General features: G+C 63.8%; 15 protein-coding genes. 7 read left to right on the top strand and 8 right to left on the bottom strand.

The window, feature by feature from the left end:
- Positions 1–20: 20 nt before the first annotated feature.
- Positions 21–869: a TauD/TfdA dioxygenase family protein gene (locus ACHQ4I_RS09340; protein ID WP_420771285.1), complete on the bottom strand. Its 849-nt coding sequence runs from the start codon at positions 867–869 to the stop codon at positions 21–23.
- A gap of 150 nt (positions 870–1,019) precedes the next feature.
- On the opposite strand from ACHQ4I_RS09340, the gene ACHQ4I_RS09335 reads away from it, so the two are divergent.
- Positions 1,020–2,156, top strand: a complete 1,137-nt coding sequence (locus ACHQ4I_RS09335; RefSeq protein ID WP_420771284.1) for a hypothetical protein — start codon at positions 1,020–1,022, stop codon at positions 2,154–2,156.
- Here the strand turns inward: ACHQ4I_RS09335 and ACHQ4I_RS09330 are convergent.
- A complete protein-coding gene (locus ACHQ4I_RS09330; RefSeq protein WP_420771283.1) occupies positions 2,153–3,046 on the bottom strand; it encodes a dimethylarginine dimethylaminohydrolase family protein in 894 nt (297 codons plus the stop codon). The two genes, ACHQ4I_RS09335 and ACHQ4I_RS09330, sit on opposite strands and share 4 nt — an antisense overlap.
- Positions 3,047–3,694: 648 nt before the next feature.
- Between ACHQ4I_RS09330 and ACHQ4I_RS09325 the strand changes: the two genes are divergently transcribed.
- Positions 3,695–4,093, top strand: a complete 399-nt coding sequence (locus tag ACHQ4I_RS09325) for a VOC family protein (protein ID WP_420771282.1) — start codon at positions 3,695–3,697, stop codon at positions 4,091–4,093.
- A gap of 209 nt (positions 4,094–4,302) precedes the next feature.
- Complete coding sequence (locus ACHQ4I_RS09320) at positions 4,303–4,842, top strand: hypothetical protein (RefSeq protein WP_420771281.1); 540 nt, start codon at positions 4,303–4,305, stop codon at positions 4,840–4,842.
- Between the two features lie 126 nt (positions 4,843–4,968).
- Here ACHQ4I_RS09320 and ACHQ4I_RS09315 read toward each other — a convergent pair whose 3' ends face one another.
- A complete protein-coding gene (locus ACHQ4I_RS09315) occupies positions 4,969–5,262 on the bottom strand; it encodes an ATP dependent DNA ligase (RefSeq protein ID WP_420771306.1) in 294 nt (97 codons plus the stop codon).
- A 19-nt stretch (positions 5,263–5,281) separates the two neighbouring features.
- Between ACHQ4I_RS09315 and ACHQ4I_RS09310 the strand changes: the two genes are divergently transcribed.
- Positions 5,282–5,476 (top strand): hypothetical protein, encoded by a 195-nt coding sequence (locus tag ACHQ4I_RS09310; RefSeq protein WP_420771280.1) that lies wholly within the window; start codon positions 5,282–5,284, stop codon positions 5,474–5,476.
- A 185-nt stretch (positions 5,477–5,661) separates the two neighbouring features.
- Here the strand turns inward: ACHQ4I_RS09310 and ACHQ4I_RS09305 are convergent, their stop codons facing one another.
- A complete protein-coding gene (locus ACHQ4I_RS09305) occupies positions 5,662–6,531 on the bottom strand; it encodes a hypothetical protein (RefSeq protein WP_420771279.1) in 870 nt (289 codons plus the stop codon).
- 356 nt (positions 6,532–6,887) lie between these two features.
- Between ACHQ4I_RS09305 and ACHQ4I_RS09300 the strand changes: the two genes are divergently transcribed.
- The 3 genes from ACHQ4I_RS09300 (at position 6,888) to ACHQ4I_RS09290 (ending at position 10,885) form a co-directional block, all read left to right on the top strand.
- Positions 6,888–7,418: a GNAT family N-acetyltransferase gene (locus tag ACHQ4I_RS09300; RefSeq protein WP_420771278.1), complete on the top strand. Its 531-nt coding sequence runs from the start codon at positions 6,888–6,890 to the stop codon at positions 7,416–7,418.
- An 84-nt stretch (positions 7,419–7,502) separates the two neighbouring features.
- Entirely contained in the window at positions 7,503–10,667 is a 3,165-nt protein-coding gene (locus ACHQ4I_RS09295) for a GNAT family N-acetyltransferase (RefSeq protein ID WP_420771277.1), read from the top strand.
- A gap of 56 nt (positions 10,668–10,723) precedes the next feature.
- Positions 10,724–10,885 (top strand): hypothetical protein, encoded by a 162-nt coding sequence (locus ACHQ4I_RS09290; protein ID WP_420771276.1) that lies wholly within the window; start codon positions 10,724–10,726, stop codon positions 10,883–10,885.
- A gap of 59 nt (positions 10,886–10,944) precedes the next feature.
- Here ACHQ4I_RS09290 and ACHQ4I_RS09285 read toward each other — a convergent pair whose 3' ends face one another.
- From ACHQ4I_RS09285 to ACHQ4I_RS09270, 4 genes are all read right to left on the bottom strand, one after another.
- Entirely contained in the window at positions 10,945–11,373 is a 429-nt protein-coding gene (locus ACHQ4I_RS09285; RefSeq protein ID WP_420771275.1) for a hypothetical protein, read from the bottom strand.
- Between the two features lie 395 nt (positions 11,374–11,768).
- Positions 11,769–12,215 carry an NUDIX domain-containing protein gene (locus ACHQ4I_RS09280; RefSeq protein WP_420771274.1) on the bottom strand — a complete coding sequence of 149 codons (447 nt, stop codon included), beginning with the start codon at positions 12,213–12,215 and terminating at the stop codon, positions 11,769–11,771.
- 282 nt (positions 12,216–12,497) lie between these two features.
- Entirely contained in the window at positions 12,498–13,304 is an 807-nt protein-coding gene (locus tag ACHQ4I_RS09275) for a GNAT family N-acetyltransferase (protein ID WP_420771273.1), read from the bottom strand.
- A 239-nt stretch (positions 13,305–13,543) separates the two neighbouring features.
- The gene (locus ACHQ4I_RS09270) at positions 13,544–14,476 is read right to left on the bottom strand and encodes an aKG-HExxH-type peptide beta-hydroxylase (protein WP_420771272.1); all 933 of its coding nucleotides are present in this window, start codon (positions 14,474–14,476) and stop codon (positions 13,544–13,546) included.
- Between the last annotated feature and the right edge of the window lie 79 nt (positions 14,477–14,555).

The raw sequence follows: 14,555 nt of genomic DNA, 5'->3' as shown, positions 1-14,555 counted from the left end.
CACGGCGCGGCGATCGCAACTCACATAACTGTGGTGCGGTAGAGCAGGCGTTGATGACGGGTGTGATCGCATGGTGAGGCGGTGTGCATCGTGGCCCGGTTGTCCCAGATGACCAGGTCGCCTACAGCCCACCGGTGCGAGTACACGTATCGCTCGGCGGTCACGTGAGCGTGCAACTGATCGAGCAACTGCCCGGACTCAGCTTCATCGACGCCGACGATGCCGCGGATGATCATGTCGCCCAACAGCAGCGACCGGCGTCCGGTCTGTGGGTGCAGCCGCACCAGCGGATGCACCACATCCGGCACCTGCGCGCGCTGAGTTTCGGTGAGCGGTACCTTTGCCGGGTTGTCCGCGGCCTGCCGCTCGAACAAGTGCACCATCGAGTGCACCGCATCGAGCCCGTCGACCCTGGTCCGCAACTCGGCCGAAAGATCGTCGTAGGCCGCGGTTGTGTCGGCGAAGCGGGTTTCACCGCCGACCCCGGGCGCGATCACCGAGTACAGCAGTGACACCGCACTCATCGCTGGCTTCCACGACAGGTCGGTGTGCCACTCCTGCTCGTTGTCTCCGTCGTACATGCCTATCGGTACGCCGTTGCGATGAATATTGCTGATCGTCACGATTTGACCGAAACCAGGAACCGTGTACTGATCCTGCACATGAATTTCCGGCTCGCCGAACATTCGGCTCACCCGGATATGATCCTCATGGGACAAGATCTGATCTCGCACCACCAGGACCCGAAATTTCAGCAGATCGTCGACGAGGCAGGACGCATCCGAATCGTCCAGCGGCCGAGAAAGATCGATACCTGAAACGAGACCACCGAATGCTGAGTTCAGGGGGACGATTTGATAGCGACTCACCGCAGAATTCTATCAACATCGTGCCGAACTGATGACCCGATTCAAATAGAGTCGACGGGCCGAACACCCAGTGCCGCAGCAGTGTTGGTGATCTCTTCTGCACGCTCGTAGTTACGGGATCAGCCGGGGCGGATGGGCTATCATTCCGGCATGAGTCAGGGGATTCCGCTGAAAGAATCTGCCATGAACCGGGCGCGCGTCGAATCGCTTGCCGCCGACCTCTCGCGCGCCGTACCGCGGTTCGATGCCGTCGGGTTCGTCGCGGCCGTGATGGCACAGCTACCCGACCTGGAGCTCAAGGCCAGAATCGCCTGTGTCGCAGACACATTAGCGTCCTATCTGCCCGTCGACATCGGTGCCGCGACCGCAGCCATCCTTGCCGCGCTGCCCCCGCACGACGATGCCACTTTCACCGGCAGCGACTTCGGCATCTATACCTACGCACCGTACTCGGACTTCGTCGCCCGCTACGGCTGCACACCCGCAAACCTCGAGTCATCTCTGAATGCGTTGAAAGAACTGACAAAACACTTCACCACCGAAGACGCATTGCGCTATTTCCTTAACGCGTTCCCCGATGAAACCATGGAGGCCGTCATGGAATGGAGCCGGGATCCCGATTATCACGTTCGTCGCCTGGCCAGCGAAGGAACACGCCCGATCCTGCCCTGGTCACCCCGAATCACCCTCCCAGTCGATGCAGCAATCCCGGTGTTGGACAACCTCTACACCGACACTTCACGATTCGTCACGCAATCGGTGGCCAATCACATCAACGACATCACCCGCACCGACCCACACCTCGCATTAACTGTGCTGGACCGGTGGCGAGCATCGAACAAACAACGTCCGACCGAAATGAACTTCATCATCAAACAATCGCTACGCACGCTCGTCAAAAAAGGCCACTCCGGCGCCTTCGAATTCCTCGGACTATCCACCTCACCCGCTGTCGAAGTGTCCAGCCTGCGCATCGATGCACCCGCCGTCGCGATCGGGGAAGCCCTGGTCTTCGACTGCACCATCCGCGCAACCGGCCCCAGCACGCAACGCGTCATCATCGACTACGTCGTGCAATACCCCCGCGCCCGCTCCGGACACGGCGAAGCAGTATTCAAATGGACCACCACCGAACTCGCGCCCGGTGAATCCCGAGCACTGACCCGGACACAGAAGTTGCGCTCCACGGCCAGCCGCAACCTCACCCCCGGGCCAGGCCGGTTGCACATCCAAATCAACGGCGCCCGCGTCGCTGAAGCGCCGTTCCAACTACTCCCCGCGGCCTAGCCGCCACCGGGCGCTGCGGTGTGCGACCGGGCCAGTGGCAATGTTGAACAGCGGAATGCCCCCGGGATCTTGGTGACTTCGGAATAGTCGACCGGAACCACCTCGATCCCCCGCGTCTCCAACTCAGCGGCGATCCGTTCACTGCGTTCGGCGACGACCACGACTCCCGGGGCGAGCGCGAGCGCGTTCACCTCCACCGCCAAGGCTTCCTCGCCCGTCACCGCAATCAGATCGAAATGTGCGGCGAACCAGCGCATCTGCGCGTCGTCGAACACCGCCGGATGCACCAGCGCCACCTCGGGCGCGATGATATTGAAATGGTCGTCCAGGTGCACGATGCCATCGCAGACGAACTCGATCGGTTTGACCTCCCGCTCGATACCGAGCTGGCCCAGCCGATACCGCAGCGCGTCGACGCCGGCCAGCGAGGTTTCCTCGCTCAGCCCGACCAGCACGTAGCCCTCGTGGAGCATGACGTCGCCGCCCTCGATCGTCCCGGCATCCAGGTAGGCGACCCGACCGATCTGCTCGACCATACGCCGCACCCCCGCGAACTCCCCCTGACGCTTCCCCGAGTTCAACCGGGCCACAACGAACACGTCATCGACCACGAACCCCAAGTCACGGGTGTAATGCTGGGCATAAGACCCGGGTCCCTGGTCGGCGAGCACCACTTCGACACCACGGCCGCGCAGCAGCCCGATGAAGCTCTGCTGCTGGGCTCGAACAACCTCCAACGAGTAGGGGGCCCACCGGCTGGTCTCAAGCTGTCGCCGAACCACCGGATCCAACTCCTGCGAGCACGACAGATCCAACGTGGCCGACCCTGCATACCGCATCAACACCGATCGCAGCTCGCCGAACTCACTGGTCACACTGACCCGCATCATCCGCACCCCTTGATCCCAAGATCGTTGCTGCACCGTTCAATTCGCTTCCAGCAATCTACGCCGGACGAGACCGAGCAGGGGCAGCGTCAGCACTCTGCTGGAAGGCACTAAGCGGATAGGCCGCGCCATCGTGGCGTCGACTGATCACACCGATCACACCCGCCGTCGTCAGCAACGCAATGACCACCAGCAGCAACGCTGGCATGTTCTCGACGTCGGCGTTCGCCCTGGTACCGGGCTCATCACGCACGTGGCCACTGCACGGACCGGAATCGGTCCCCGCGCAACGCACTTGGCCGCCAATCTCCGCCGCCCACAGCCCGCAGCTACCTACGCCGCCGCCATGCCCCTGTATCCGGCGACATGCATCGCCTGTTGCCATGTCGACCAAGCACAACGTGCCGACATCATTCTCGGCCGCCACCATTGGCTCGCCACCGAGCTGCAGGGGCCACCTCGGTCAATGGGTGGCATCTCAACCCCGCCGAGACCGACGACCATGTATACCTATCCGATACCGGACTCTCTATCGGCATGGCAGCGTCCACACCTCGCGTCGCTCTCGACCGGGTACGCCTGCTCACCGAGCCTTACGCCTTCACAACCAGCTGCACCGAAATTGTTGCCACGGAATGAAAAAGGAACCCGATGACCAAACTGCACCATCTCGCCGTCACCACCGCCGACCAAGCCAAGAGCGCGCCGTTCTACGACACGGTTCTCGGCGCCCTGGGCTATACACGCGGACACACCTCTGAACAGCTGTGCACCTGGGTCGGCCCTGTCCCGGAGATCCTGCTCTACACCGTGGAAGGCGACGACAACAGCCAGCACACCCATGGCCGCCCCGGCTGGCACCATGCCGCCATGGAAGTCGAGGACCGCGAGACCGTCGAAGCCGTGCACCGCGCGGTCAACGACGGAGGTTGGACCGTTGTCAACCCGCCGCGCGAATATGACTACAGCGAAGGCTATTTCGCCGTTTTCGTGACCGACCCCGACGGAGTGCGTTGGGAAGTCGCGCACATCCCAACGCCAACCCACTGAGCTCGCCTAGCTCGTCGGCACAGTTTGATCGGCCAGCGGCTTGCGGCTCGCCCCACGGGCTGGCTGCTGGCCTGACAATCCGATGCTGTTCGGGTACGACCACACCCGCCGAGGAGATCACGATGAGCGAACCCAATTCGCCCCAGCCAGAAGCACACAACCCGGTTCTTGTGACCCGAACGCGCACGAGACCATCGAACGAGATGCCGGTGGCGATACCTGTCGAGCGCATATTGGTACGCACCGACGATGTCGTCGCAGCCCTGGTCGGCGCTCGCGCCTACCGCGAGGGAATCGAACTGTCGTTCCACCTGTATGTCCGACCAGGAAGTGAACATCCAGCGATCGGAAGCTTCACAAGCTACGACGGTGGTATGACCGAGCAATTCTTGGTCGGTGTCGAGTTCGCCGATGGGCGAACTGCAACCAACATTGATCGCTGGAGGCTCGACGAACACCCCGACAGTCCGGTCCTTATGAATGGCGGGGCCAGTGCGTCCGACTACCTGAGCACCACCAGCTACTACCTCACACCGCTGCCACCGCCGGGACCGCTGACGGTAATCGTCGCATGGCCAGCGGTCGGCATCGCCGAGCATCATGTCGAGCTCGACGCCGACTCGTTCCTACGTGCCACAGAACTCGCAGAAGCGCTGTGGCCGTTGGAAACCGAGACTACGACGCGCGAGATACCACGAGTACTTCCCGATCTCGCGCCAGGTGGATGGTTCGAGCATGCCGTGAGCTGATTCGAGCCCTGCACCGATGACACCACCGACACCATTCGCGAGCATGTACTTCAACCTGGCCATCACCGTGTGAATCAGCGGGACAGCGATCCGAGTGCTTTGTGGATTCGGAACAGCGGTCACGGCTCAGGTGTCGCGGGGAGCGTTCTCGCGCTGGACGTGGTCAGGCCGTTTGTCCGGCCGTAGCCCGCGCCAGCTGGGGTGCCGCAGGATGCCCTCGCGGGTCCACTCGGTGAAGGCGACTTCACCGACGTAGCGGGGCTCGACCCAGACCACGCCCCCAATGCTTGCTCCGCCGACCGCGGATGCTGTATCACGTTGCAACGGAGTCAGTTTCGCCTCCAGGTCGTCGAGCATCACCCGTGTGAAGCCGGTTCCGGCGGTGCCGATGTAGACAAGTTTCCCGCCAGAATCGGGGATAGCCAGGACCAGCGATCCTATGCGCCCGGCGCGACCGCCGGTTCCCGGGTTTCAGCCGACGCAACGCGTCGAGCTCGACACCGAGGCGTTCCGGCGTGCCGCCGAGCGCACGGAAGTCCTATGGCCCGCCGACAGCGACACGAAGTCGCGCGAGCTGCCGCGCGTGGTTCCGGATTTCGCACCCGGCGGATGGTTCGAACGTGCCCTGAACTGAATCGATCTCCCAACGTCCGCCGCGCGAAATCCGCTGTGATTGTCGTGTTCACCGCAGATGGCGATCCGAAATCACTAATATAACAATGCGATTCGCGCGCCACGACCTCACGTGGAAGGCGCCACTCTCTCATGACGTGATCAGGCCTGCTGGGTTCGACCGCTGCGATATGTTGTTCGCAGCGGTCAGGCGGCGAGGTGGTTCATCAGTGTCTGGAATTCGTCAGTGGGGTACAGCTTGAGTGCCTTGTCGGCTGATTCGACGTGCGCCGCTAGCTCGATATGGCCGTCATACCATCGGTACAGGTGCGGACTGGTCGGCCACGGATCGTTCGCGAAGTGGTGCGCGGCCAGCGAGGCCAGAATCTCCCCGGCCGCGAGCGCTTCCACACCGTCGATCGGGGCAGCGTAGATGCTGAGTTCCGCGGGAACGGTGAATATCGCACCGGCTCGGCCGATGACGTCGGGATAGTCGCCGAGCCATAACGCATGGGCACTGGTGTAATCGTTGCCCTTGAGCAGGAACCAGGGCGGGGCGCCCTCGGGAAAGTCGGCCCGCTCGACCTCCAGCGGACCATCGGTACACGTGTTCCGCTCACCGAGTGCGAAGAGATCGGCCTCATCGACCTGCCAGCTCGCCATTAGCTGGTAGGTCACCGGGGCGATAGTGTGCACACTGTCGAGTACCACGCGCTGCACCAGTCCTGGGGCCAGCGGTCTGCATACGCACGCAATCTGGTTGTGAACGCTGTCGGGGTAGAGCCGGGTGCGCACCAATGCCTGCACATTCGCGAAATCCATCATCTCTAGCGGTTCGCAGTCATCGATCTCGTCGTGGACCAAGCCGGTGGCAAGGTGGTCGGCGACCAACGCCGTCCAGTCTCCTGCCGGCGCGGCGGCGACCTCGCGCATCAGGTTCTCCAGGTAATAGACCGTAGGCCCGGTCGGGCCGGACACCGTGACTTCGCCGTCGGCAGTCGCTTGCGCGGTGTAACCGTGCAATTCGGCTGCGGTGCAGAACAACTCCGTGATCTGTTTGCGAGCATCGCTCACCACTGGCCCTCCCACCACTCGGTGCAGACCATGCGATCGAAGTAGCCTGCCGGGGGACGAGCGTATCGGCTTACACCGACACAATCCCGAACGTGGAAAGTCGGCGGCAGCCTTGGAACCACGTTTGGCGTCGCGCGTGTCAAAACCAATTCGAGGACCGCGCCGATACATTCGTGCAGCCGCTCAAGAGCGCGTAACCTTCGTCTTGATCGAAAATCTCGACGCCTAAGCCGATTACACGCTGAAGGCGGGCCTCGCCGCGTGGACTTCGCGGACCGGGCGCCCGCCATGGCAGTGAACCTCGATGTGCCGGGGGAAAAGCGATCGACTGCGCACTCGCGTGGACTTACCGTTCTGCCATGTTCGTCAACGGTCTCAGCATCGGTAACGTGATTCTCCGCGCGCCTCGCATGGGCGACGAGCAGGTCGTACGCGCCGCCCATCAGTTGATGGCTGCCGAGGACGGCTTCGACTTCGCTCTCGGTCTGGAACCTGCGATGGACTGGAAGCAGTACCTCGAGATGCTCGAGGACTACCGTCGGGGCCGCAACCTGCCGGACGGAATCGTTCCCGCGACCTTTCTGATCGCCACCGTCAACGACGAAATCGTCGGCCGCGCCGACATCCGGCACACGCTCAACGACTACCTGGCTCGCAGAGGCGGACATATCGGCTACGCCGTCCTCGCCGAACACCGACGCCGAGGCCACGGCCGCGCTATCCTGCAGCAGAGTCTCGACCTCGCGCACCGGATGGGCATCGAGCGTGTTTTCATCACGTGCGACGACGACAATGATGGAAGCCGCCGGATCATCGAATCCTGCGGCGGCACACTGGAATCGGTTGAGCCGTGGAGTGACGGGACGCTGATCCGACGCTACTGGATCTGATGCGGGGCAATTGGCATTCAAATTCAGGGACGTGTCAGCTCGGGGCACGTCGACGGGCGGCAACTGTAGGTGGGAGGCAGGGCGTTGTCGGAGTTCGACCGTCATTTGGACGAGTTCACGTCATACCAGGAGACGCCGTGGGGTCGATTGCGGTATGAGCAGGTGTTCTCTAACCTGGCCCGGCACTTGCCGGATCGTCGGGCGCGAGTGCTGGACGCGGGCGGCGGCAACGGTATCGACGCGGTGCGGCTGGCCCTAGCGGGTCACCACGTGACGGTCCTGGACGACTCGAGCCGGTCCTTGCACGCCACGCGCGGACGGGCCGCGGAAGCCGGCGTCGAAGACCGAATCGACTGCTATGCAGCCGATATACGCCAGGCGGCATCGGATCTGCGTGACCGGCAATACGACATCGTCCTGCTGCACAACGTGGTTCAGTACCTCGCCGAACCCGCGTCTGTGATCGGGGAGCTGGTGGGACTGCTCAGCATCGGTGGGCTGATATCGATTCTGGCGCCGAATCCCTCATGCGACCCACTGGCCGCCGCGGTCCGCCGAAGCGATCTCAACGAGGCGCTGCGCCTGTTGAACACCACCGAGCGCGAGTCGGCCACCTACGGTCTGGAATACATCTCCCGCACAGCAGACGAAGTCGTCGGATATGTCCTTGGCGCGGGGATGAACCCGCCGCTGCGTTACGGGGTCCGTGCGGTGTGCGACCTTATCGCCGACGACGAAGCCAAGCACGACCCCGTGTTCTTCGACAAGCTGCTGCGGTTGGAGAACGCTGTGGCCGACCGCCGCCCGTATCTGGACTGCGCCCGGTTCTTCCATCTGATCGCCACCAAACCCGAGGCGTCAACGGACACCGCAGCCGAGATGCGGCGGCGACGCGTCCCGATGGACATCGCGGGCTACGAGACACGGGTGCGCACGGGACCGTGTTTCATCTGCGAGTTCCTTGCCGGGACGCCTGGTTTCGAGCATGAGATGGTCTATGACGACGGCGAACACGTGGGTTTCCTGAACAAGTACCCGACGCTGCCCGGCTATGTGTTGGTGGTGCCCCGCCGACACGTCGAGGACCTCGCCCGGGACCTGACGTCGCAGGACTATCTTCGACTGCAATCAGCTATCCACACAGTGGCCAGGGGTGTCGCCGAAGCGATGAATCCTGAACGCCTGTACCTGTTCTCGATGGGGTCGGCTGACGGCAACGCGCACATTCACTGGCACATCGCGCCGTTGCCGCCCGGCGTACCCTACCGGGAACAGCAGTTCCACGCTGTGGCGGCAGAGAACGGGATTCTGGTGTACTCGCCGCCGGAGCTCGCAGCACTGGCCGACCGCATCCGGACCGCGATCGCGGCGCAAACGCCAGCCGGTTCACCGGGCACCCCATCGCAGCCGTGCATTACATCCGATTCCGCGAAAAGCGGTCGGCTTGTAGTTATTCGCGGGAACTCCGGCTCCGGAAAGACGACCGTGGCCCGCCAGTTGCAGTGCCGGTTCGACCGCGGGCGGTGCCTGGTCATCGGTCAGGATGTCGTGCGCCGGGAGTTCCTGCGCGAATCCGATGTCACCGCCGGTTACAACATCGACCTCCTGCGCGGCATCGCCACGCTCGGCCTCGAACGCGGACTCACCGTCGTCGTGGAGGGCATCCTCACCGCACGCCGCTACGGCACCATGCTGGCACAGCTCGCCGCTATGGCGGAGCGGACATGCTTCTACGCCTTCGACCTCACCTTCGCCGACACCTTGCAGCGTCACTGCGGGCGGCGCGCCAAGACAGCCGAGTTCGACCGCGACGATATGCGCAAGTGGTACCACGGGTGGGACCCCCTCGGGTTCGTCGACGAGGTACGCATCGACGCGGCCCACAGTCTCGAAGACATCGTCAACACGATCTACGCCGACATCACCCTGGACTCCCCACACCAGACCGTGGCGAACGGCTCACCGCCGATCGCAATGGCCTTCGATTCCGACGCCGACCGGCGGCTAGCACAGGCCGGACCACCCGGCCAACCTGTGGTGCTCCGCTGCTGGGGCTCAAGCCACACCGAGCACCTGGTCGCGACCTCGTCCCGGTTGACCGACCTCGCGGATCTGCCGGAAACCGGCGCCACGGTGAGCGTCGATGGTCGACACAACGCCGGGTTCGTGGCTCGGCTGGAAACCGTTCTGGCACTGAAGCTTCCCGACGTGGCGTTCACGATCCACAATCACGGCCGGGGCGGTGCCACCAGCCGGGACCTATTGGCCGACGTCGTCGGGGTAGATCTCGACCAGGACCTGGCCCTGCTGGAGTGCGGAACCAACGACTTGCTCCGTAGAGCGCAAGGCCGCGATCATGAAGCTGTCGATATCGAAGAGTTCACCCGAAACTATCGAGCGATCCTCGAACACCTGCAGGTACGGGCCCGGCGGGTGATCTGCCTTGCCGCACCTCCAGTCGGCGTTGAATCCGGTCTGGACGCGGTATCGATCAACCAGGACCTGTTCGCCTACAACCTCGCCGCACAGAACGCGGCCCGAGACAGCGGCGCGATGTTCGTGGACTACTGGGGCGCGTTCGTGACTACCGCCGCGCTACTGCGCGAGCGCGACGGTGACCACGGCCCGTGGCTTGCCGACGGAATCCATCTCTCCGACGTCGGCGATGAACTGATCCTGCGCAGTCTCGAAGCCACCCTCATCGGAAAGAACGTCGTCACCGGCCTGTTGCCGACGCGCACGAACGCCAAGAAACCCAGTGCGGAGGTGTTGATCCGGCCCGCCCGCGTCGAGGACGTGCCGTCGATGGTCCGGTTGCGCGTCGCAGTAGCGGCCGAACAGAAATGGATCGGCGCCGAACCTCCAATAGACGAAGACAAGGCCGCCGCCCGACTGTCCGAGCAGATCGCCGCGGACACCGCTGGCGCCCTCGTCGGCGACCACCACACCGCCGGTGTCATAGCAATCGCAACCGCCGACTTCACGACACCAGGCGTCGCCGAGATCACCATGATGATCGCCGCCGACTACCGAGGCGTCGGCGTCGGCAGCACCTTGCTCGACCATCTCCTCGACTGGTGCAAACACCAACACGCCCACAAAGCGACACTGAAAGTCTGGCCACACAACCTACCCGCGATCAAGCTCTACCATCGCGCCGGCTTCGAAACCGAAGGCACACTGCGCGCCCACTACCGGCGGCGCAACGGTGAACTCTGGGACGCGATCATCATGAGTCGGCTGTTGTAGAAGCCTTGACCGAGGCCCGGACACAATTGCGGGGTCGCCGAACTAGCGGGATCGGGGTGTCGACACGGGGATCGAGCGCCCGGCTGGTCGACACGGCAGTGAACGGGACAGGTCTGCACACCAGCGGCTCGCCCGTCCATGCCGGTGAGACCAGCGATATCGACACCTTCGGCGACAACGACTCCGTTGCGTCGCAGACGGTGGTCCCAGCGCCGTGACGAATTCGGTCCAGACGGGGTAATTCCCATGTGGTCGCCCCGGGGCCGGGCGTGGGCGGTTACAGCCGGGGAGGTGGTGGTGCCGGGAGGTACTCACAAACCCGGTACACCGTGCCGTCATCGGTGACTCGTTCCTGCCATGGTCCCATCACTCGTAGGTTCGGCAGGAACCAGCAGTGTTGTTCCTGCCGCAGCGGCACCGCACCTGTCAGGCATTCGGCGATGGTGCCGCCGTCGTCGTGTTCGTGGCCGGTCATCAACCGCTCCGCGAACGCCGCCAGCTCCCATGCCGTGCGGATCGGTCCCACCACGACGCCGGGGCTATCACCGAAGCAGTATTCGGGGAATTCCAGCGGTCCGGCGATACGCCATCGGATAGGCGGTGGCGGGTCGCTTTTCAATCTGTCGAAACCGACGAACCATGCCGCATCGTCGAGTTCGCGCGCCTCGGCACCGGCCGGTTTGGCGTCCTCGAGATGATCCGACAACGTCGGCGCGTCACATTCGTCCTCATCCCACGTCCCAAGAATTCTCGACTCTTTCGGACGTGGTGTCGCATAGAACCGCGTCAGGCAACGCTCGTCATCGCACAACACGCACATCAATCCTCACCCCCGCGCTGGTTGTCGGTCGCGTAGCTACGTGGCGCACCGGCAAGTGCCGTCGCTGCCAGTTCACCGGCTGCCTGCATCAGTGCCCAGACAGCCGGATGGCTCGGGTCTACCAGTGCCGCAACTTCTTCGGTGAGTGCAGCGATGTCAGCGCGTATCCGCCGCGACTCAGCCGTATGACGCCTCACCCGTTCGACTCCTAACTTCCGTTCTGGTACTCATCCACGTTCCCGTTCGGTGCCGCGTTCGCCGCCTCGTTCCTCCCTCGGTATTCACTTCTCGAAGCCCATGTAGATGTCCTTGCCGGTACGCCACTGGCCCTTCTTCAGGAATTGCGGGTAGATGTGTTCGGCGGCCTGCACTTCGGCCGGGGTGAAGAACCGCATGTGTTCGACCGGGCCGTCGAGGTCGGCCCAATCCTGGTCCAGCTCACCGGATTCCAGGTGCGCGATGAAGTAGCACTCCACTTTGTGGCGGTGGTGTTCGGCCTCCCAGTACTCGAAGACGTGCACCAACTCACCAGCGGTGACATGGAGTCCGGTTTCCTCGCGGACTTCGCGGCGGACGCAGTCGTGCAACGATTCGCCGGGCTTCAGGCGACCGCCGGGGGTGTACCAGATCCGCCCGTCGTTGGAGACCAGCAACAGATTCTCACCCCTGGTGACCAGGGCGCGTGCGGTGACCTGGATCTGGAACTGGTTGGTGGCGTCGCTCTCCATGGCGTCCTTCCGTGGTGGGTTGATCGTCGGCGGGCCATCGCCGGATGCTCGACCACAGCGTCGTGCGTCGTAGCTGCCCTCGGCAGCGAGGTCGGCCAGCCGACAATCGGTGAGGCGAAGTACGACCGACTTCCTGCGCTGGGCCGCCACTGCCTGCTGTGCTCTTCCCCGACGCCGGAACCAGACAGCAACACCACCCCGTGTCCGTCGAGGTGCCGCGCGCGCTGCTGTAGCGGGTGCTCGCCGCTGGCGCGAGAACACTTGTGTTCAGGCCAGGCGCGTTCAGTTCCCCTCAACGCCGTCCAGCCGCAAGAACTGCCCGGTGGCACGCATCGGCCATCGATCGTAGAACCCGGCCACCGCATCGTCGGCGACCAGGCCAATGTGGGCGATCCGGCTCCGAGTCGCCCAGCCGACAATCGAATCCATCATCGATCCGCCGATGCCGCACCGCTGGTAGCCATCGGTGACGACGACATCCACAACGACCGCATACACGCCATCGCCGATTACCCGGGCCATCCCGACCGCCGTCCCGTCGATCTCGGCTACCACGCTGTACAGCGAAGCGGCCAACGCGGACTCGCAGTCGGAGGCTGCCGGGGCCCTCCAGCCGACCGAGGCGCGCAGTGCGCGGTACTCGACGACCGTCGGCACGCGTTCAACAATCCGCACCGGCTCCCCCACCTCGGCGCATGGAAGGTCGGGATCCTCGGCCACCATCGTCACTGCCGGTGCTTCTGGATGATTGTCCGTGCGATGCAGCCATTTTCGGTCGATCACCGCCTGGACATCGGTGCCGCGGTGGTGCGCCAACAGCAGGGCATGACAGATCACGTCCGCGATCTCGTCATCGACCGCCTCCTCGAGCTCGGCAGGTGATTTGCCGCGCGGGCGGCCTTGCCGGGACGCGGCCAGAAACCACTGCACCAACTCGCCCGCTTCCTCGGCGACCTTCAGCATCAGCCATTCGCCGGTCCGACGAAACCCGTGCCGCTGCGCGTATCGCAGCGACACCGCATCCAATTCGGCGCCCAACCGCACCCAATCCATACCGCCATCTCCCCGAGTCAGTTGCTGCGTGTTCACGCTCCTCCTCATCTATCTGACAGGTCCCGAGTTCGGGGCCGACGCGTGATGGCTCCGGAAGGCGATCCTGCCGATCTGTGACAATGCCACCGAGGGACGTGCCGTTCCGCCTCCGATCGCCGCCCACGACACCTACCGCTTGCTACAGCAGCCGGAGTCGTTGTCTTTCGGGTGGTCTATGACCGCCGCCCGTGGCGCGCAACGCCGATGATGCAGGCGGTTCGGCCATGACGGCGGTTTCAGGCTGTCTTTGCGGGCGATGCGATCGTCGATGCGGCGGCATAGATGGCGCCGAGCCGTTCTCGCAGTTCGGCGTCGGTGACCAGATGTAGTGCTTGTTCGTGGATTTCGTTGACCGTGGCTAGTGTGTCGCACTGCTGGGCTAGGTAGGCGGCGAGAATCTGGCGGCTCGGCTCCGCCGCGGTGGCGGCCGCGCGGGTCGCGAAGAGCATGGTGAGCGGAAACGCCCAGCAGGCGTGGAGCAGGCCGAACGCGGGACGTTGAGTCTTCTTCCATGGTGAGTAGAAACTGACCTCGTCGCTGATCGTGGTGCCGGTGGCCGCGAGTGCGTCGTTGAGCCAGTTGTGGCCGGCTTCGTGGATTATGTCTCTGGCCAGGATGGACGGGTCCGCGGTGTGATCGAGGAACACGGTGCCCGGTAGCCGGCTGATGGTCCAGCTGTTGAGAGTGGCGTCGGGGCTTTTGGTTTCGAGCAAGCACACGATGGGTGCGTGGTTGTCAACGAGTTGGCCGAAGCCATGCTCTGCGGCTATGCGCAGGGCCTGGTCGGTGAGTTCGACCAGACCTGGGGGCGCCGCCTGGGTTTCGGGGCCGAGTAGGTAGTACGGGGTTTCGGCGATGGGCGAGGCGTGCATACCGGCGCGGTTTGGATCCTGGATGACTTTCGGTCCGCGAGAGGTGGATTCGAACCATGCTGCTGGTGGGGCGATGGTTGCGGCGCGGTACCACGCGAATCGGTCCTGGTCCCCGGTGCGAGCGGCTTGTTCTGCGCCTTCGAGGCAATGGTGGGCGAGGGCGTAGTTCATCTCGAGATGAGGATCCTGGCTGACACCAGCGCCGACAGCTCCGACGAGCCGCTGGATGGTGTCGGTTCGGGAACGATGAAGCATGGTGATGCGGGGAAGTTCGAAGATCGCATCCAACTCGTTCACTCGGGCACCTCTTTCCGTTCTGGCTGTGGTCAGCGCGGTGACTGCGGTGGCATGTGCGCCGCCGCAGTCACCGCGCAGT

The organism is Nocardia nepalensis, assembly GCF_048910785.1.
GTDB classification, from domain to species: domain Bacteria; phylum Actinomycetota; class Actinomycetes; order Mycobacteriales; family Mycobacteriaceae; genus Nocardia; species Nocardia nepalensis.
This window is presented reverse-complemented; position numbering and strand designations above follow the sequence as displayed.